18 protein-coding genes are annotated in these 18,966 nt (G+C 64.1%); 12 read left to right on the top strand and 6 right to left on the bottom strand.

Annotated features, from left to right (window positions below; translation table 11 throughout):
- Nucleotides 1-15 precede the first annotated feature (15 nt).
- Nucleotides 16-411, bottom strand: a complete 396-nt coding sequence (locus tag AC1TXO_RS25765; RefSeq protein ID WP_486404327.1) for a helix-turn-helix domain-containing protein — start codon at nt 409-411, stop codon at nt 16-18.
- Between the two features lie 70 nt (nt 412-481).
- Between AC1TXO_RS25765 and AC1TXO_RS25760 the strand changes: the two genes are divergently transcribed.
- Nucleotides 482-1,720: an MFS transporter gene (locus AC1TXO_RS25760; RefSeq protein WP_486404326.1), complete on the top strand. Its 1,239-nt coding sequence runs from the start codon at nt 482-484 to the stop codon at nt 1,718-1,720.
- 58 nt (nt 1,721-1,778) lie between these two features.
- Here the strand turns inward: AC1TXO_RS25760 and AC1TXO_RS25755 are convergent.
- Nucleotides 1,779-2,998 (bottom strand): IS3 family transposase gene (locus AC1TXO_RS25755; RefSeq protein ID WP_486404325.1). Its coding sequence is split into 2 segments (ribosomal slippage): nt 1,779-2,650 and nt 2,650-2,998, totalling 1,221 coding nucleotides; the frame shifts between segments, so codons are not numbered across the junction.
- A 110-nt stretch (nt 2,999-3,108) separates the two neighbouring features.
- Nucleotides 3,109-4,338 (bottom strand): phosphoglycerate dehydrogenase, encoded by a 1,230-nt coding sequence (serA, locus tag AC1TXO_RS25750; RefSeq protein WP_486404324.1) that lies wholly within the window; start codon nt 4,336-4,338, stop codon nt 3,109-3,111.
- A 172-nt stretch (nt 4,339-4,510) separates the two neighbouring features.
- On the opposite strand from serA, the gene AC1TXO_RS25745 reads away from it, so the two are divergent.
- The 4 genes from AC1TXO_RS25745 (at nt 4,511) to AC1TXO_RS25730 (ending at nt 8,682) form a co-directional block, all read left to right on the top strand.
- Nucleotides 4,511-5,908 carry an FAD-binding oxidoreductase gene (locus AC1TXO_RS25745; RefSeq protein WP_486406917.1) on the top strand — a complete coding sequence of 466 codons (1,398 nt, stop codon included), beginning with the start codon at nt 4,511-4,513 and terminating at the stop codon, nt 5,906-5,908.
- Between the two features lie 27 nt (nt 5,909-5,935).
- Nucleotides 5,936-6,601 (top strand): fumarylacetoacetate hydrolase family protein, encoded by a 666-nt coding sequence (locus tag AC1TXO_RS25740; RefSeq protein WP_486404323.1) that lies wholly within the window; start codon nt 5,936-5,938, stop codon nt 6,599-6,601.
- 166 nt (nt 6,602-6,767) lie between these two features.
- Complete coding sequence (locus tag AC1TXO_RS25735) at nt 6,768-7,688, top strand: SdiA-regulated domain-containing protein (RefSeq protein WP_486404322.1); 921 nt, start codon at nt 6,768-6,770, stop codon at nt 7,686-7,688.
- A gap of 88 nt (nt 7,689-7,776) precedes the next feature.
- On the top strand, nt 7,777-8,682 hold the full coding sequence (locus AC1TXO_RS25730) for an SdiA-regulated domain-containing protein (protein WP_486404321.1): 906 nt from the start codon (nt 7,777-7,779) through the stop codon (nt 8,680-8,682).
- Between the two features lie 258 nt (nt 8,683-8,940).
- On the opposite strand, the gene rpiA is transcribed toward AC1TXO_RS25730, so the two are convergent.
- Nucleotides 8,941-9,615: a ribose-5-phosphate isomerase RpiA gene (rpiA, locus tag AC1TXO_RS25725; RefSeq protein WP_008093229.1), complete on the bottom strand. Its 675-nt coding sequence runs from the start codon at nt 9,613-9,615 to the stop codon at nt 8,941-8,943.
- A 134-nt stretch (nt 9,616-9,749) separates the two neighbouring features.
- On the opposite strand from rpiA, the gene ilvA reads away from it, so the two are divergent.
- Both ilvA and AC1TXO_RS25715 read left to right on the top strand, forming a co-directional pair.
- Entirely contained in the window at nt 9,750-11,264 is a 1,515-nt protein-coding gene (ilvA, locus tag AC1TXO_RS25720) for a threonine ammonia-lyase, biosynthetic (protein ID WP_486404320.1), read from the top strand.
- A 91-nt stretch (nt 11,265-11,355) separates the two neighbouring features.
- Nucleotides 11,356-11,781, top strand: a complete 426-nt coding sequence (locus tag AC1TXO_RS25715; protein WP_486404319.1) for a DUF2269 domain-containing protein — start codon at nt 11,356-11,358, stop codon at nt 11,779-11,781.
- 27 nt (nt 11,782-11,808) lie between these two features.
- Here the strand turns inward: AC1TXO_RS25715 and AC1TXO_RS25710 are convergent, their stop codons facing one another.
- Nucleotides 11,809-12,465 (bottom strand): histidinol-phosphatase, encoded by a 657-nt coding sequence (locus AC1TXO_RS25710; RefSeq protein WP_486404318.1) that lies wholly within the window; start codon nt 12,463-12,465, stop codon nt 11,809-11,811.
- Nucleotides 12,466-12,610: 145 nt separating this feature from the next.
- Here AC1TXO_RS25710 and AC1TXO_RS25705 point away from each other — a divergent pair, with 145 nt between their 5' ends.
- Together AC1TXO_RS25705 and ptsP are read left to right on the top strand one after the other, a co-directional pair.
- Nucleotides 12,611-13,090, top strand: coding sequence for an RNA pyrophosphohydrolase (locus AC1TXO_RS25705; protein WP_029614755.1), 480 nt, complete (start codon nt 12,611-12,613; stop codon nt 13,088-13,090).
- Nucleotides 13,091-13,112: 22 nt separating this feature from the next.
- Complete coding sequence (gene ptsP / locus AC1TXO_RS25700) at nt 13,113-15,386, top strand: phosphoenolpyruvate--protein phosphotransferase (protein WP_486404317.1); 2,274 nt, start codon at nt 13,113-13,115, stop codon at nt 15,384-15,386.
- Nucleotides 15,387-15,433: 47 nt separating this feature from the next.
- On the opposite strand, the gene AC1TXO_RS25695 is transcribed toward ptsP, so the two are convergent.
- Complete coding sequence (locus AC1TXO_RS25695) at nt 15,434-16,183, bottom strand: NRDE family protein (protein ID WP_486404316.1); 750 nt, start codon at nt 16,181-16,183, stop codon at nt 15,434-15,436.
- A 130-nt stretch (nt 16,184-16,313) separates the two neighbouring features.
- Here AC1TXO_RS25695 and AC1TXO_RS25690 point away from each other — a divergent pair, with 130 nt between their 5' ends.
- The 3 genes from AC1TXO_RS25690 to AC1TXO_RS25680 are packed head-to-tail and all read left to right on the top strand — an operon-like array spanning nt 16,314 to nt 18,938.
- Nucleotides 16,314-17,096 carry a sulfite exporter TauE/SafE family protein gene (locus AC1TXO_RS25690; protein ID WP_486404315.1) on the top strand — a complete coding sequence of 261 codons (783 nt, stop codon included), beginning with the start codon at nt 16,314-16,316 and terminating at the stop codon, nt 17,094-17,096.
- A gap of 10 nt (nt 17,097-17,106) precedes the next feature.
- Nucleotides 17,107-17,916, top strand: coding sequence for a prolipoprotein diacylglyceryl transferase (lgt, locus tag AC1TXO_RS25685; RefSeq protein ID WP_054891132.1), 810 nt, complete (start codon nt 17,107-17,109; stop codon nt 17,914-17,916).
- Nucleotides 17,917-17,966: 50 nt separating this feature from the next.
- Entirely contained in the window at nt 17,967-18,938 is a 972-nt protein-coding gene (locus tag AC1TXO_RS25680; RefSeq protein WP_486404314.1) for a thymidylate synthase, read from the top strand.
- Nucleotides 18,939-18,966: the final 28 nt, after the last annotated feature.

The following is an 18,966-nucleotide window of genomic DNA, read 5'->3' as shown; positions in this document are numbered from 1 at the left end:
CTGCCACGCAGCCCGTCACTCCTGGCGCTGTGCCTGACGCAGCAGCTTCCTGAACTTGGGGCATTGCATATGGCTGGGTGCCGGGCACTCGGCCACATGCCGCAATGTGTCGCGCAGCGCGGCCAGGCGCGCGATCTGCTGGTCCAGCGCGTCGGCCCGTGCCAGCAGCGTTGGGCGTGGCAGCTCCGGCGCGCCATGCTCGCCGAACATGCCCTTGATCTCCTCCAGCGAGAACCCCGCCGCCTTGCCCAGGGCGATCAGTGCCAGCTGGGTGGGCGTCTCCTCGCCGTATTGCCGACGCAGCCCGTGCCGAGCGCGTGAGCGGATCAACCCTACTGCCTCGTAGTAGCGCAGCGCCGATGCCGGGACGCCACTGAGCCTGGACAGCTCGCCAATATCGATGAGTGACATGGCTTGACCTCAAGTTGACTTCAAGTTGCATAGTAGGTGCCACCCCGTATTTCCGGCAAGGGAGCACGCTATGGCCACCTCGTTGCAACACACCTCCTCAACCGCCCTGGGCGCATTGGCAGCGGCGACGTTGCTGGCGGCCTTGGGCATCAGCATCGTCACAGTCACCCTGCCGACCCTGGCGCAGGCGTTCGGCGCACCGGTCGCCTCCGTGCAGTGGGTGGTGCTGGCGTACCTGGTGTCGATCACCGTCACCATCGTGCTTGCCGGTCGGCTCGGCGACGTGCATGGCCACCGCCGGGTGCTGCTGGCCGGCCTGGCGCTGTTCGGCCTCGCCTCGCTGCTGTGCGCGACGGCGACGACGCTGGGCGTATTGATCGCCGGTCGCGCGGTGCAGGGTGTTGGCGGCGCGATCCTGATGGCCCTGCCGCTGTCGATGGCGCGGGAGGTGGTCGGTCAGGCGCGGATCGGTTCGGCGATGGGGCTGTTCGCCACGATGTCGGCCTTGGGCACCGCATTGGGCCCTTCGCTGGGCGGCCTGTTGATCGAGGGGCTGGGCTGGCGGGCGGCGTTCGTGCTGCTGGGCGCTCTGGCGGTCGGCGGCGGGCTGCTGGTGGCCTGGGCTGTACCGGTCGCCACGCGTCAGGCAGCGCCTGGGTCGTTGTTGTCCCTGGCGCCGTTGCGCGATGGACACATACGCACGTCGCTGACCATGAACCTGTTGCTGTCGACGGTGATGATGAGCACCTTGGTGGTGGGGCCGTTCTTCCTGACGTTCGGGCTGGGCCTGAACGTCGCCCTGGTCGGGCTGGTGATGGCGGTGGGGCCGTTGGTCGCGGCGCTGTCAGGGGTGCCGGCGGGACGCCTGGTGGACCGCCTTGGTGCCCGTCGTGCGCTGCTGTTGGGCCTGGTGCAGACGATCATCGGCCTGGTGTGCCTGGCCAGCCTGCCGCGTGGGTTCGGGGTGGCGGGTTATGTGCTCGGGCTGGTGCTGCTGACGCCAGGGTTCCAGCTGTTCCTGGCGGCGAACAACACGGCGGTGATGCTGGGTGCGGCGGATGCCCAGCGGGGCGTGCTGTCGGGGTTGCTGGGGTTGTCGCGCAACCTAGGATTCATGGCGGGGGCGTCGTTGATGCCCTGGCTGTTCGCTCGCGCGTCAGGCACGCCGGATGTAGCGCAGGCGGGTCATGGGCAGGTGGCGTGGGCGTTCAGCCTGACGTTCCTGGTCGCGGCGGGGTTGGTGGTCGTGACTATCGGGCTGGCGGGCTGGGGTGGGGTTCGGCGTAAAACCGCCGGGGTCTGGAGGTAATCACCGGCCTGTCTAGTCCTGAAATAGGTTTACACCTGTTCAGGTAGGCCGACAGGCCTCAAAACGCCCGATGCACCGCATCGGGCGTTTTGTTTTTTAGGGCCATATGGGGCCGTTCTGTGTTGTAGATCTGCACTGCCTCATCAACCATCTTCCTCGCCTGCTCAAGATCTTCAGGGCTCCTCAACAGCAGCTCCGTCTTGAGGATTCCGTTGATGCGCTCCGCCAGCGCGTTCTGATAGCAGTCATACCCATCAGTCATGGAGCACTGAACGTCGTGCCGCTGGTGCAGTGACTGGTACAGCGTCGAGCAGTATTGGATGCCTCGATCCGAATGGTGGACCAATGGCTGGCGACGACGTCGCTTTCGTAAGGCCTGCTTGAAGGCTTGCGCCACTGACTCGGCATGCAGGCTTTCATGGACGTGGTGGCCAACAATTTTCCTGGAGTACGCATCCGTTACCAGGCTCAGATACAGCGGGCCGTTACGGGCGGGCAGATAAGTAATGTCGGCAACCCAGACGTGTTCCGGCCTTGTCGGAACAATCTGGCTTGGCCCGGGCTTGAGTAAGTTGGGGTGACGATAGAAGCGATGAAAGCTCTGCGTTGTCTTGTGATACGCCCGCTTAGGGAGCACTAGCAAGCGGCGCTCACCCAAGACCTGGAAAAGTCTGTCTCGGCCGACCTGGACTCGTCTGTCAGGTTGGCAATGCAGCAGATAGTGCAGCTTGCGTGTACCCAGACGAGGCTGACGCATCCGGATTTGCTGTACGAACTCAACCACTCGATCCGTCTGGCGCTCTTTGTCATCAGCGGCTTGGTTGCGCTTGTAGTATGCCTGTCGACTGATGCCTAGAAACTGACAAGCCCTGGCAATGCTCAGTCCTGCGACTTGACCTTGCGTGAGGACTTGCCGGATCGCTTTTTTACGACCGATACACCGTAGTCATTTTTCAGAACATCAACGACCGTCTCAAAGAACTGAGCCTTCTGACTCATCAGCTCAAGCTGCTGCTCAAGCTCTTTGATTCGCTGCTCTGGAGTGAGCGTTTTGGGGTCAGACATCGCGTAGCTCCTCTCGTCGCGGATCGAGGCCCCCTGGCTCCAATCCTGCCGACCGTGCTTACGCAACCATACCAGAACCGTAGATTTTCCTTGGATGCCGTACCGCTCCCGGGCCTGGGTGCAGGTCAGCTCGCCTTTTTCGACCTGATCGACCACTGCCAATTTAAAAGACAGCGAGTAATCACGCTGTGTGCGCTTTACACCTTGATCCATCTGACTCTCCGGAAATTCGGGATGGGAGGTGTAAACCTTATTTAGGACGGGACAGCCAGACAAAAAAAGGGAGGCCACCCGGGCCCCCCTCCTTCACACCGCAATCAAGCTCAGAACAGCACGCGCGAGCGGATGGTGCCCTTGACGTGCTGCAGCTTCTCTTGCGCCAGGTCCGAGTACTCGGCGTCGACGTCGATCACCACGTAGCCCACTTTCTCGTCGGTCTGCAGGAACTGACCGGAGATGTTGATGCCGTTCTCGGCGAAGACCTTGTTGATCTCGCTGAGCACGCCCGGGATGTTTTCGTGGATGTGCAGCAGGCGGTGCTTGCCCGGGTGCGCCGGCAGCGCCACTTCAGGGAAGTTGACCGACGACACGGAGGTGCCGTTGTCGCTGTACTTGACCAGCTTCTCGGCCACTTCCAGGCCGATGTTGGCCTGGGCTTCGGCGGTCGAACCACCGATGTGCGGGGTCAGGATCACGTTGTCCAGGCCACGCAGCGGGCTTTCGAACTCGTCGTCGTTCGAGCGTGGCTCGACCGGGAACACGTCGATGGCGGCGCCGATCAAGTGCTTGTCCTTGATCGCGTTGGCCAGGTGGTCCAGCTCGACCACGGTACCGCGGGCGGCGTTGATCAGGATCGAGCCCTTCTTCATCGCGCGGATTTCCTTCTCGCCGATCATCCACTGGGTGGACGGCAGCTCAGGCACATGCAGCGAAACGATGTCGGCCAGGCCCAGCAGTTCGTTGAGGCTGGTGACCTGGGTGGCGTTGCCCAGCGGCAGCTTGGTCAGCGGGTCGTAGAAGTAGACCTGCATGCCCAGGCTCTCGGCCAGGACCGACAGCTGCGTGCCGATCGAGCCGTAGCCGACGATGCCGAGCTTCTTGCCGCGGATCTCGAAGGAGTTGGCCGCGCTCTTGATCCAGCCGCCACGGTGGCAGGAAGCGTTCTTCTCGGGGATGCCGCGCAGCAGCAGGATGGCTTCGGCCAGCACCAGTTCGGCCACCGAACGGGTGTTGGAGTACGGTGCGTTGAACACAGCGATGCCGCGCTCGCGGGCCGCGCCCAGGTCGACCTGGTTGGTACCGATGCAGAAGCAGCCGACCGCGACCAGTTTCTTCGCACAGTCAAAGACCTCTTCGGTCAGCTGGGTGCGCGAGCGGATGCCGATGAAGTGGGCATCGGCGATCTTTTCCTTCAGCTGTGCATCCGGCAGTGAGCCAGTGAGGTACTCGATGTTGGTGTACCCGGCAGCCTTGAGGGTGTCCACAGCATTCTGGTGGACGCCTTCGAGAAGAAGGAACCTGATCTTGCTCTTGTCGAGAGAAGTCTTGCTCATCTGCGTAAACCTGTATCCCGGAGAAAAAATGGCGAGGGGGGCAAAGCGGCGCGGCGACGGGCCTTAGCACGATCGACGGGAGGGCTATGCTAGCATACGCGACACCGTCTGAGCTTATCCCGACAGGTGAAGAGTGCTCAGGGTGACCATGAATCATTCGAGAGTTCTGCCGATGATCCACGTTGCGGTATTAGATGAGCTGAAGACCCTGGTCGACCCTGGCAAGGTCCTGACCGACGCCGCCTCGCTCGAGGCCTACGGCAAGGACTGGACCAAGCACTACCCGCCGGCGCCGAGCGCGATCGTGCTGCCCAAGAGCGTCGAACAGGTCCAGGCCATCGTGCGCTGGGCCAACCGTCACAAGATAGCGCTGGTGCCCTCGGGCGGGCGTACCGGGCTTTCGGGTGCTGCGGTGGCGGCCAATGGCGAGGTCGTGGTGGCCTTCGACCAGATGAACCAGATTCTCGGCTTCAACGCCTTCGACCGCACCGTGGTCTGTCAGCCGGGCGTGATCACCCGCCAGTTGCAACAGTTCGCCGAAGAACAGGGCCTGTACTATCCAGTGGACTTCGCTTCCAGCGGCTCCAGCCAGATTGGCGGCAACATCGGCACCAATGCCGGCGGGATCAAGGTCATTCGCTACGGCATGACCCGCAACTGGGTGGCCGGGCTGAAGGTCGTCACCGGCAAGGGCGAGCTGCTCGAACTGAACCGTGACCTGATCAAGAATGCCACCGGCTATGACCTGCGCCAGCTGTTCATCGGCGCCGAGGGCACCCTGGGCTTCGTGGTCGAGGCGACCATGCGCCTGGACCGCGCGCCGCGCAACCTCACGGCAATGGTGCTCGGCACGCCGGACTTCGATTCGATCATGCCGGTGCTGCACGCCTTCCAGGGCAAGCTCGACCTCACGGCTTTCGAGTTCTTCTCCGACAAGGGCCTGGCCAGGATCATGGGGCGCGGCGACGTGCCGGCGCCGTTCGCCACGCAATGCCCCTTCTATGCGCTGCTGGAGTTCGAGGCCAGCACCGAGGACGTGGCCAACGAAGCCCTGGCCACCTTCGAGCACTGCGTGGAGCAGGGCTGGGTGCTCGATGGGGTGATGAGCCAGAGCGAGACGCAGCTGAAGAACCTGTGGAAGCTGCGCGAGTACCTGTCCGAGACCATCTCGCACTGGACGCCCTACAAGAACGACATTTCCGTCACCGTCTCCAAGGTGCCGGCGTTCCTGCGCGACATCGACGCGGTGGTCGGCGAGCACTACCCGGACTACGAAGTGGTCTGGTACGGCCATATCGGCGATGGCAACCTGCACCTGAACATCCTCAAGCCCGACCACATGAGCAAGGACGACTTCTTCGCCTCCTGCACCAAGGTCAACAAGTGGGTGTTCGAGATCGTCGAGCGCTACAACGGCTCGATTTCCGCCGAGCACGGCGTGGGCATGACCAAGCGCGACTACTTGGGCTACAGCCGCTCGGCGGATGAAATTGCCTGCATGAAAGCGATAAAGGCGGTGTTCGACCCGAACGGCATCATGAATCCGGGTAAGATCTTCGCTCCTGAATAAAAAAGCAGTATCCAGAGGAGTCGGCCCATGAGTTACCAGCACCAGTACGTAGACGGTACGCGCATCCACTTCCCGATGGGCAAGGTGGTGTGCATCGGCCGCAACTACGCCGAGCATGCCAAGGAACTGGACAACCCCATCCCCAGCGAGCCGCTGTTGTTCATCAAGCCCGGCAGCTGCGTGGTGCCCCTGGAAGGCGGCTTCAAGATCCCGACCGAGCGCGGTTCGGTGCACTACGAAGCCGAGATCGCGGTGCTGCTGGGCAAGCCGCTGTCGACCAAGCCGACCGTCGAGGAGGTGCTGGACGCGATTTCCGGCTACGCCCCGGCGCTGGACCTGACCCTGCGCGACGTGCAGGCCAAGCTCAAGGAGAAGGGCCTGCCCTGGGAGCTGGCCAAGAGCTTCGATGGCGCCTGCGTGCTGCCGCCGTTCGTTGCCGCCTCCAGCTTTGCCGACGTCACCGACATCCCGGTGCGCCTGACCATCAACGGTGAAGTGCGCCAGGACGGCAACAGCGCGATGATGCTCAACCCCATCGTGCCGATCATCCAGCACATTGCCGCACACTTCTCCCTGCAGCCGGGTGATGTGATTCTCACCGGCACGCCTGCCGGCGTGGGGCCGTTCACTGTCGGGGACGAGCTGGTGCTCGAGCTGCCGGGTGTCAGCCGCTTCGAAAGCCGGGTGCTTTGATCTGAGCGCGCGTCACCCTTTTCGCGGGTGATCGCCGCTCCCGCAGAGCTTGTCAATGTTCTGCGGGAGCGGGGGTTACCGGCTAAGAGGGCCACGCGTTTTACCGTTTTTTTCACACCTCATCTGGATAATGCGCGAACCCCGCCCATTGACCCAGGACCCCCGCATGTCAGCACCCTCCAGCGCCCCAGCTTCCCCCAAGCGCCATTTCTACCGACGCTGGCCGTTGGCCCTGGCCGTCGCGGCAGTCATCGGCTATGGCGTGGCGGTGGCGATGCACTGGGACGACCGTGGCCTGCTGTGGGTCAAGGAGCGCTTCGAAAGCAGCGCCGAGCGCATGGAAAGCGTGTGGCTGCCCGACTATATGGTCGACATCGACGCCAAGCCGCTGCCCGGCATGGACGACGACGAAGCCTCCGACCTGTCGTTCAACCCGCAGACCCGCACGTTGTTCGCCGTGATGGGCAAGAATCCGTTCCTCGTCGAGCTCACGCTCGATGGCGATGTACTGCGCCAGATCCCCCTGGTGGGCTGGGAGAATCCTGAAGGCCTGAGCGTGCTCGAGGACGGCCTGATCGCGATCGTCGACGAGCGCAATCACGACCTGACCCTGGTGAAGGTCGACAAGAGCACGACATCGCTCAATCACGCGGACTTCCCCAGCTACGACCTGGGCGAGTCGGTGAAGAGCAACAAAGGCTTCGAGGCAATCGCCTGGGACCCGATGCGCCAGCGCCTGGTCATCGGCGAAGAACGTCCGCCACGCCTGTACACCTGGGCCACCGACGGCCGCGGGCCGCTCAGGGGCAGCAAGCAGGCGCTGCCCAGCGACGAGCTGGATCTGCGCAACCTTTCGGCCCTGGCCGTCGATCCGCGGACAGGCCATCTGCTGGTGCTGTCGGCCGACTCCAACATGCTGCTGGAACTGGACGAGAAGGGCGAGCAGGTCAGCTTCATGACCCTGCTGGGCGCCTTCAACGGCCTGGGCAGCCGCATTCCCAGGGCCGAGGGCGTGACCATGGACGATCAGGGCAACCTGTACATGGTCAGCGAGCCTGCACTGTTCTATCGCTTCAAGAAGCACTGACAGGAACGTCGGCGTCCAGCGGTGATGGCCTTAAGCTTTATTTCAGCTATGCATGATTAGATCCGGCATCCTTCGTCGAGACTTGCTCATGCGCCGTCACCTTCGTTCCTTTCTGTTTCTCCTGATGTTCTGCGCACTGGCGATGTTCGGCGTGGCGGCCCACGAGTTCCGCCTGTTCGAGCGCGGCTGGTTCAACCTCAAGAGCTGGTGGCAGCCGGTGGAGCAGGGCATCGGCCTGGACCGCTACCAGGTGATGATCGAGGCGCAGCCCATCGAAGGCCTGGACGACGACGTCTCGGCGCTGACCTACGACCCTGACCGCAAGACCCTGTTCACCGTTACCAATGCCCGCTCCGAGCTCATCGAGCTGTCGCTGGACGGGCGCATCCTGCGCCGCGTACCGCTGACCGGTTTCGGCGACCCCGAGGCCGTGGAATATGTCGGGCCGAACAGCTACGTGATTACCGACGAGCGACAGCAGCGCCTGATCCGTGTGCGCCTGGACGACGACACGCTGTTTCTCGATGCCAACGACGCCGAACAGCTCACCCTGGGCATTGGCCTGAACGGCAACAAGGGCTTCGAGGGCCTGGCCTACGACTCGGCCGGCAAGCGCCTGTTCGTCGCCAAGGAGCGTGACCCGATGCTGATCTACGAGGTTCACGGCTTCCCCCATGACAATCCGGAGCAGCCCTATGCCGTGCATGTGGTGCAGGACCGCAAGCGCGATTCACGGTTGTTCGTGCGCGACCTGTCGAGCCTGCAGTTCGATGAACGCAGCGGGCATCTGCTGGCGCTGTCGGACGAATCACGGCTGGTGCTGGAGCTGGATGTGAAGGGGCGACCGCTGAGCACCCTGTCGTTGCGCAAGGGCTATCAGGGCCTGAAGAAGACGGTGCCGCAGGCGGAAGGGATCGCCATGGACGATGCCGGGACCATCTACCTGGTGAGTGAGCCGAACCTGTTCTATGTGTTCAGGCAGCCGGCGGAGTAGGTGAAGTTCAGGGCACTGTGGGGACAGTCGTCTTTGTTGTGTCAGTGCTGGCCTGGTCCGCTCTCACAGGTTTCCCGATGTCCTCCAGAACATCGGGGTACTTTGTGAGGGCAACTGTCTTGCTCAAAATCTGAAGGCCAGCCCAATTCCTGTGGGAGCGGCGGTTCGGCGCCCCGACTTGCCCCGCGAACACGGGCGCAGCCCGTGCCAGGCAGCGCGGTGTCTTTTTCGCGGGCAAGCCCGCTCCTGCAGGCCTGCCTACTCGGCCTTCAGGCTCTTCACGCCTTCGGAAGTCCCCAGCAGCAGCAGATCCGCCGGACGCGCCGCGAACAGGCCGTTGGTCACCACGCCGACGATGGCGTTGATCTGTGCTTCCAGCTCCACCGGGTTGGTGATCTGCAGGTTGTACACGTCGAGGATGACGTTGCCGTTGTCGGTCACCACGCCTTCGCGGTACACCGGGTCGCCGCCCAGCTTCACCAGTTGGCGGGCCACGTGGCTGCGGGCCATCGGGATCACCTCGACCGGCAGCGGGAAGGCGCCGAGCACTGGCACCAGCTTGCTCGCGTCGGCGATGCAGATGAAGGTCTTGGCCACTGCCGCGACGATCTTCTCGCGGGTCAGGGCCGCGCCGCCGCCTTTGATCAGGTTCAGGTGCGCATCGCTTTCGTCGGCGCCATCGACGTAGAACTCCAGCTCGCTGACGCTGTTCAGCTCGTAGACCGGGATACCATGGCCCTTCAGACGCTGTGCGGTGGCTTCGGAGCTGGCGACGGCGCCGTCGAAGGCGGTCTTGTGCTGGGCCAGGGCGTCGATGAAGAAGTTGGCGGTCGAACCGGTGCCGACGCCGACGACGCTCTTTTCATCCAGCTTGGGCAGAATGAAGTCGACAGCGGCCTGGGCGACGGCCTGTTTGAGTTGGTCCTGGGTCATGCGGGCTCCGAGAGGGGCGGGAGGTTTTCTGAAGGCGCCTAGTATAACGAGTCCGGCGGCTTTGCTGTGGTCGCCCGACAGGGCGCTGGGGTAGACTTCCAGCCCTTGTCCCGCGGCCCAGTGATGTTTCCAAGATGCTCGAACAGTACGTCAAGAAGATCCTCACCTCGCGCGTCTACGACGTCGCCGTCGAAACCCCGCTGCACAGCGCCGGGCAGCTGAGCAAGCGCCTGGGCAACCAGATCCTGCTCAAGCGCGAGGACCTGCAGCCGGTGTTCTCCTTCAAGATCCGCGGGGCGTACAACAAGCTGGCGCAGCTGAGCGCCGAGGAACTGGCACGCGGCGTGGTCACCGCTTCGGCCGGCAACCACGCCCAGGGCGTGGCCCTGGCCGCCCGCGAGCTGGGCATAAAGGCCACCATCGTGATGCCCAAGACCACCCCGGAGATCAAGGTCGAGGGCGTGCGTTCGCGCGGTGGCAAGGTGGTGCTGCATGGCGACTCCTTCCCCGAGGCGTTGGCCTATTCGCTGAAGCTCGTCGAGGAAAAGGGCTTCGTCTACATCCACCCTTACGACGACCCGCACACCATCGCCGGGCAGGGCACCGTGGCCATGGAGATCCTGCGCCAGCACCAGGGCCGCCTGGACGCGATCTTCGTACCGGTTGGCGGCGGCGGCCTGATCGCCGGCATCGCGGCCTACGTGAAGTACCTGCGTCCCGAGATCAAGGTGATCGGCGTCGAGCCGGACGACTCCAACTGCCTGCAGGCGGCCATGGCTGCGGGCGAGCGAGTGGTGCTGCCGCAGGTGGGGCTGTTCGCGGATGGTGTCGCGGTGGCGCAGATCGGCCAGCACACGTTCGATATCTGCAGGCTCCATGTCGATGAGGTGATCACCGTCAGCACCGACGAGATCTGCGCGGCAATCAAGGATATCTACGACGATACCCGCTCGATCACCGAACCTGCCGGTGCGCTTGGCGTGGCAGGCATCAAGAAGTACGTCGAAACGACCGGCGTCTCGGGGCAGACCCTGGTGGCCATCGACTCGGGGGCCAACGTCAACTTCGACCGCCTGCGTCACGTGGCCGAGCGCGCCGAACTGGGCGAGAAGCGCGAGGCGATCATCGCCGTGACCATCCCGGAGCGCCCGGGCAGCTTCAAGGCGTTCTGCGAGGCCATCGGCAAGCGCCAGATCACCGAGTTCAACTACCGCTACCATGCCGACAAGGAAGCGCACATCTTCGTCGGCGTGCAGACCCACCCGGAGACCGACCCGCGCGCTGCGCTGGTCCGGCACCTGACCGAGCAGGGCTTCCCGGTGACCGACCTGACCGACAACGAGCTGGCCAAGCTGCATATCCGACACATGGTCGGCGGCCATTCGGCGGCAGCCAGCGGCGAACGGGTGCTGCGCTTCGAGTTCCCCGAGCGGCCGGGCGCGCTGTTCAACTTCCTCAACAAGCTGGGCGGGCGCTGGAACATCTCGATGTTCCACTACCGCAACCACGGCGCCGCCGACGGCCGCGTGGTAGCCGGGCTGCAGGTACCGGAAGACGAACGCCACCTGTTGCCCGAGGCGCTGGCCAAGATCGGCTATCCGTACTGGGACGAAACCGACAACCCGGCGTACAAGCTGTTCATGGGTTGAGCGGCTACGCTTGGCAGGAATGCAACAGCGTACCTGCAGACGCGGGCTTGTCCCGCGCTGAGGCCGAAAAAGTCTTTCAAGGACCCGCGCGATGGAACATCTGACCACCCTCAAGACCCTGCACATCCTCGCCACCGCCCTGCTGTTGCTGGGCGCCCTGGGCCTGGCGACCTGGACTCTGCGCGCCCGCCGCCGGGGCGACACCGAGGCCTATGCCAAGCTGCTGCGCCGACCGCTGGTGTTCGTCTGGCTGGTGATGGGCCTGTGCCTGTTGAGCATGCCATTCACCGGCTGGTGGCTGGTGCACCTGGTCGGCTGGCCGCTGGGCCAGACCTGGGTGCTTGGCTCCAGCATCCTCTACACCCTTGGTGCTTTCGCCGTGTGGTGGCTGCTGGTGCGGCTGAACCGCCTGCGCAAGGCCGAACCTGCCGGGCTGCGCCTGACCCTGGCGCTGGCGGTGTTCAGCGGGGTGTGCTTCCTGTCGATTGCAGGATTGATGGGCGCCAAGCCGGTCTGATGCACCTGCGAGGCCCTCGCCAGGGCCTCAGTCGCGCAGTGAAACCACCGGCCAGCCGCGCCGCTCGGCCTCTTCGCGCAGCTTCGGATCCGGGTCCACCGCCACCGGGTGGGTCACCTGCTCCAGCAGCGGCAGGTCATTCAGCGAGTCGCTGTAGAAGTAGCTGTCTTCCAGGTCGTAGCCGTTCTCCAGCATCCAGCGCTTCAGGCGCGTCACCTTGCCTTCACGGAAACAGGGTATATCGGTGCTACGCCCGGTGTAGCGCTCGCCATCGCGCTCGCATTCGGTGGCCAGCAGCGTGCGCACGCCCAGGCGGCGGGCGATGGGCGCGGTGACGAAGCGGTTGGTGGCGGTGATGATCACCAGCTTGTCGCCGGCGTCGCGGTGTTGCTGCAGCAGGGCGAGCGCCTTGGGCAGGATGATCGGCTCGATGCAGTCGCGCATGAATTCGCGGTGCCACTGCTCGAGCTGGGCAGGTTCGCTGGCGGCGAAGATCTCCATGGAGAAGGCCAGGTAGGCCTGCAGGTCGAGGGTGCCGTTCAGGTAGTCCTGGTAGAAGGCGTCGTTGCGGTTTTTGTAGGCGATGGGGTCGAGGATGCCCCGTTCACACAGGTAGTCACCCCAGGCGTGATCGCTGTCACCGCCGAGGAGGGTATTGTCCAGGTCGAATAAAGCCAGGCGCATGGGGTTATCTCGCAGAAGCCTCCGGGAAGAAGTCCCGCAGAATACGGAGTTTTCACCTCGCTGCACATAAGCTGTGGCGGGTGCGTTGCTGCGCTCGCAAGCTTTGTGGAACAATGCGGTGACATGCGTTTTCGAGGTTGCTGCCGTGATCGACCCGGATGGTTTTCGCCCCAATGTCGGGATCATTCTGACGAATGATGCCGGGCAGGTGCTATGGGCTCGGCGGATCAACCAGGATGCCTGGCAGTTTCCCCAGGGTGGCATCAACCCTGACGAAACCCCAGAAGATGCCCTGTACCGCGAGCTGAACGAAGAAGTTGGCCTGGAACGCGAGGATGTGGAAATTCTTGCCTGCACCCGAGGCTGGTTGCGTTATCGTTTACCCCAGCGCCTGGTCCGTACGCACAGCCAGCCGCTGTGCATCGGCCAGAAGCAGAAGTGGTTCCTGCTGCGCCTGGTGAGCAACGAACAGCGGGTGCGGATGGACCTGACCGGAAAACCGGAATTCGATGGCTGGCGCTGGGTCAGCTACTGGTATCCGCTCGGTCAGGTGGTGACATTCAAGCGCGAGGTGTATCGCCGCGCCCTGAAAGAGCTAGCCCCGCGCCTGCTGACGCGCGACTGACGACGGAGTCCGACCCCGAGCCATGCTCAATACGCTGCGCAAGATCGTCCAGGAAGTGAACTCCGCCAAAGATCTCAAGACGGCGTTGGGTATCATTGTCTTGCGCGTCAAGGAAGCCATGGGCAGCCAGGTCTGCTCGGTCTACCTGCTCGACCCGGAGACCAACCGCTTCGTGCTGATGGCCACCGAAGGCCTGAACAAGCGCTCGATCGGCAAGGTCAGCATGGCCCCCAACGAGGGCCTGGTCGGCCTGGTCGGGACCCGCGAAGAACCGCTGAACCTGGAAAACGCCGCCGACCACCCGCGCTACCGCTACTTCGCCGAAACCGGCGAGGAACGCTTCGCGTCCTTCCTCGGCGCACCGATCATCCACCACCGTCGCGTGGTCGGGGTGCTGGTCATCCAGCAGAAGGAACGGCGCCAGTTCGATGAAGGCGAGGAAGCCTTCCTGGTGACCATGAGCGCCCAGCTCGCCGGGGTCATCGCCCATGCCGAGGCCACCGGCTCGATCCGTGGCCTGGGGCGCCAGGGCAAGGGTATCCAGGAGGCGCGCTTCGTCGGCGTGCCGGGCTCGCCTGGCGCTGCCGTGGGTCGCGCCGTGGTCATGCTGCCGCCGGCCGACCTGGAAGTGGTCCCGGACAAGACCGTCGAAGACATCGACGGCGAACTCAAGCTGTTCAACAACGCCCTCGAAGGCGTGCGCGCCGACATGCGCAAGCTGTCCGCGAAGCTGGCGACCCAGTTGCGCCCCGAAGAGCGCGCGTTGTTCGACGTGTACCTGATGATGCTCGAAGACGCCGCCCTCGGTGGTGAAGTGGCCGAAGTCATCAAGACCGGACAGTGGGCCCAGGGCGCGCTGCGCCAGGTGGTCGGCGAACACGTCAACCGCTTCGAACTGATGGACGACGACTACCTGCGCGAGCGTGCCTCCGACGTCAAGGACCTCGGTCGGCGCCTGCTGGCGTACCTGCAGGAGGCTCGCTCGCAGACGCTGGTCTACCCCGACAACACCATCCTGGTCAGCGAGGAGCTGACCCCGGCGATGCTCGGCGAAGTGCCGGAAGGCAAGCTGGTCGGCCTGGTGTCGGTACTGGGCTCGGGCAACTCGCACGTGGCGATCCTGGCCCGGGCCATGGGTATCCCGACGGTAATGGGCCTGGTCGACCTGCCGTACTCGAAGGTCGATGGCATCGAGATGATCCTCGATGGCTACAAGGGCGAGGCCTACACCAACCCCAGCGATGTGCTGCGCAAGCAGTACAGCGACGTGGTCGAGGAAGAGCGCCAGCTGGCCCAGGGGCTCGATGCCCTGCGCGAGCTGCCGTGCATCACCCCGGATGGCCACCGCATGCCGCTGTGGGTCAACACCGGGCTGCTGGCCGATGTGGCCCGTGCCCAGCAGCGCGGGGCCGAAGGCGTCGGCCTGTACCGCACCGAAGTGCCGTTCATGATCAACCAGCGCTTCCCCAGCGAAAAGGAGCAGCTGGCCATCTACCGCGAGCAGTTGGCGGCCTTCCACCCGCTGCCGGTGACCATGCGCACGCTGGACATCGGCGGTGACAAGGCGCTGTCCTACTTCCCGATCAAGGAAGAAAACCCCTTCCTCGGCTGGCGCGGCATTCGCGTCACCCTCGACCACCCGGAAATCTTCCTGGTGCAGACCCGCGCCATGCTCAAGGCCAGCGAGGGCCTGAACAACCTGCGTATCCTGCTGCCGATGATCTCCGGTATTCACGAGCTGGAAGAGGCCCTGCACCTGATCCACCGCGCCTGGGGCGAAGTGCGTGACGAAGGCACCGACGTGCCGATGCCTCCGGTTGGCGTGATGGTGGAGATTCCGGCTGCCGTCTACCAGACCAAGGAACTGGCGCGTCAGGTCGACTTCCTCTCGGTCGGCTCCAACGACCTCACCCAGTACCTGCTGGCGGTCGATCGCAACAACCCGCGGGTCGCCGACCTCTACGACTACCTCCATCCGGCAGTGCTGCAAGCCTTGCAGACCGTGGTGCGCGACGCCCACGCCGAAGGCAAGCCGGTGAGTATCTGCGGCGAGATGGCCGGTGATCCGGCTGCGGCGATCCTGCTCATGGCGATGGGCTTCGACAGCCTGTCGATGAACGCCACCAACTTGCCGAAAGTGAAGTGGATGCTGCGTCAGGTCAACCTGAGCAAGGCCAGCGAACTGCTGAACGAAGCCATGACCCACGACAATCCGCAGGTTATCCACAGCTCGCTGCAACTGGCCCTGAAAAACCTCGGGCTGGCGCGGATGATCGGGCCGAACAAGAGCCTCTGATCGTTCACAGGCTCTTCGCGGCAAATGCCCGCGAAGAGCCTGCACAGTCATTCGAGGTTCAGTTCCACTTCACCCAGATGCCCGCCAAAAGGCCCGAAACTGCGCTCGATCATCTGTCTTCTGCCCCGATCATCCACGATCAGCACGGTGCTCGCCCGGGTGCCGTAATTCTGGCTGGCAATGAACACGCTCGACAGCAAGCGTTCGGTCGCCAGCCCGACGCCGGTCTCCGGCAGTTCGCCGTCCTGCGCAGGCTGACCGTCGGCCAGCAGCGCCAGGAGTTGCTGCGGATCCGCTGATTCCAGTACCTCGTTTAGCGCCGAGCGTGCCTTCACCAGCTTCGGCCAAGGCGTGTCCAGCCCGGCGTTGGACAGTCCGTACACGCCGGGCAGCAGCAGCCGTGGCGCCGGATCTCGGGCGTGCAGGTAGCCCAGCCGCTCGCCATCGCCCACCAGCAGGTTGAACCCCGAGTAGTGCGCGCTGCGGCTGGCGACCTGGTCCAGGTACGCTTCCACGCCCAGTTCGCCTTGCAGGAAGGCGGCCACCAGTTCTCCGCGCGAGCGTGGCCCGGGCGGCTGGCGAGGGTCGCGGATGTTGGTCAGCGCTGCGAAGCGCCCGGCCGGGCCGATACCCAGCCAGGTGCCGCCGGCTTCGAGGTCGCGTCCGGCATGCACGCCCGGGGCATCCTCCCAGGTGGCCAGCGCCTCGGTCGGGCGGGCGTAGAACTCGTCACGGTTGGCCGCGACGATCAGCGGCAGGGCATGCCCGGGCCGCCAGGCAAATACGATCAGGCACATGGGTTGGCCTCTGTGTTTTGTGCCACTCTACCCACAGCCTGTCGCCACTGCCATCACCTGACACAGAGTTCACTAGAGACCCGGCCCCGGCTTCCGTTACCATGCCGGATCGTATTCACGGGGCCTGCGAATGGAATTCGTACTCTATCTGCTGTTGGGCGCCTGCGCCGGCGTACTGGCCGGGCTGTTCGGCGTGGGCGGCGGCATCATCATCGTGCCGGTGCTGGTGTTCAGTTTCACCCTGCAGGGTTTCGATGCCTCGATCCTCACGCACCTGGCGGTCGGGACTTCGCTGGCGACCATCGTCTTCACCTCGATCAATGCCGTGCTCGAGCACCACCGCAAGGGCGCCGTGCAATGGCCGGTGTTCATGTGGATGACCGTCGGCATCCTGATCGGTGCCGGTATCGGCGCCAAGACCGCCTCGCTGATCCAGGGCCCGATGCTGCAGAAGATCATCGGCGTGTTCGCCCTGCTGGTGTCGCTGCAGATGGCCCTCGATCTCAAACCCAAGGCCAGCCGCGGCATTCCCGGCAAGCCGGGGCTGATTGGCGCAGGTGGGGTGATCGGCTGGGCTTCGGCGATCTTCGGCATCGGTGGCGGCTCGCTGACCGTGCCCTTTCTCACCTGGCGCAGCCTGCCCATGCAGAAGGCGGTGGCCACTTCGTCGGCCTGTGGCCTGCCGATCGCCCTGGCCAGCGCCCTGAGCTTCATGATCCTGGGCTGGAACGAAACACATCTGCCCGCGCACAGCGTGGGCTACGTGTACCTGCCTGCATTGGTCGGGATTGCCGTCACCAGCATGTTTTTCGCCCGCTTCGGCGCGCGCCTGGCACACAAGCTGTCGCCGCGCCTGCTCAAGCGTCTGTTCGCCGCGCTGCTGTTCTGCGTCGGCCTTAGCTTTTTGATCTAGAGGAACCCTCATGCTGCCTTACCCGCAGATCGACCCCGTGGCCGTGGCCCTCGGGCCGCTGAAAATCCACTGGTACGGCCTGATGTACCTGATCGGCATCGGCGGCGCCTGGCTGCTCGCCTCGCGCCGGCTGAACCGCTTCGACCCGACCTGGAACCGCGAGAAGCTCTCCGACCTGGTGTTCTGGCTGTCGATGGGCGTGATCGTCGGCGGACGCCTGGGCTACGTGCTGTTCTACGACCTGCACCAGTACCTGGCCAACCCGACGCTGATCTTCGAGGTGTGGAAGGGGGGCATGTCGTTCCACGGCGGCTTCATCGGCGTGATGCTGGCGGCGCTGTGGTTCGGCAAGCGCAACAACAAGTCGTTCTTCGAACTGATGGACTTCGTTGCGCCGCTGGTGCCGATCGGCCTGGGCGCTGGGCGTATCGGCAACTTCATCAACGCCGAGCTGTGGGGCAAACCCACCGACGTGCCGTGGGCGATGATCTTCCCACCGTTCAGCGACCCGGCGCAGTTGCCGCGTCACCCTTCGCAGCTGTACCAGTTTGCGCTGGAGGGTGTGGCACTGTTCCTGATCCTCTGGCTGTTCTCGCGCAAACCGCGCCCGACCATGGCGGTGTCCGGCATGTTCGCGCTGTTCTACGGGATCTTCCGCTTCATCGTCGAGTTCGTCCGCGTGCCGGACGCCCAGCTTGGCTACCTGGCCTGGGGCTGGCTGACCATGGGTCAGATTCTCTGCATACCAATGATCGTCGCTGGCCTCGCCCTGATCTGGTGGGCTTATAATCGCAAACCCACGGCGACACCCGCCCACTGAAAATCCCACGGCAGGGGCGATCCCCCTGCCGTGCTTGCCACAGGTAGGCCATGAAACAGTATCTAGACTTGGTCCGCGACGTCATCGAGAACGGCACGCTGCAGGGCAACCGCACCGGTATCCGCACCATCAGCCTGCCGGGCGCCATGCTGCGTTTCGACCTGCAGAAAGGCTTTCCGGCCATCACCACGCGCAAGCTGGCGTTCAAGTCGGCGATCGGCGAGATGGTCGGCTTCCTGCGTGGCGTGAAGAACGCCGGAGAATTCCGCGAGCTGGGCTGCAAGGTCTGGGACCAGAACGCCAACGAGAACGCACAGTGGCTGGCCAACCCGTTCCGCCAGGGCCATGACGACCTCGGTGAGATCTATGGGGTGCAATGGCGCCAGTGGCCAGGCTACAAGCGCATCCCGCTGAGCAACCCGGCCGCCATCGAAATGGCGGAAAAGGCAGGCTTCTGCCAGATCGCCAAGGACGAAGAAGACGGCCAGGCGTTCGTCATCCTGTACAAGGCCATCGACCAGGTGCGCCAGTGCCTGGACACCATCGCCAACGACCCGGGCAGCCGGCGTATCCTGTTCCACGGCTGGAACTGCGCCCAGCTCGATGAAATGGCCCTGCCGCCGTGCCACCTGCTGTACCAGTTCCACCCCAATGTCGAGACGAAGGAAATTTCCCTCACGCTCTACATCCGCTCCAACGACCTGGGCCTGGGCACGCCGTTCAACCTCACCGAAGGCGCAGCGCTGCTGTCGCTGTTCGGCCGCCTGACCGGCTACACCCCGCGCTGGTTCACCTACTTCATCGGCGATGCCCATGTGTACGAGAACCACCTGGACATGCTCAACGAGCAGCTCAAGCGCGAGCCGCTGGAAGCACCGAAGCTGGTGATCAGCGAGCGTGTGCCTGCGTTTGCCGAGACCGGGGTGTATGAGCCTGAGTGGCTGGAGAAGATCGAGCCGAGTGATTTCTGGCTGGAAGGGTATGAGCATCATGCGCCGATGACGGCGCCGATGGCGGTCTGATTCAGGATCGCGTCGTTCTTTTCGCGGG

The sequence above is a fragment of the Pseudomonas sp. FA117 genome (genome assembly GCF_057370475.1).
The sequence above is the reverse complement of the archived record's forward strand: the minus strand, read 5'-3'. Positions and strand labels throughout refer to the sequence as shown.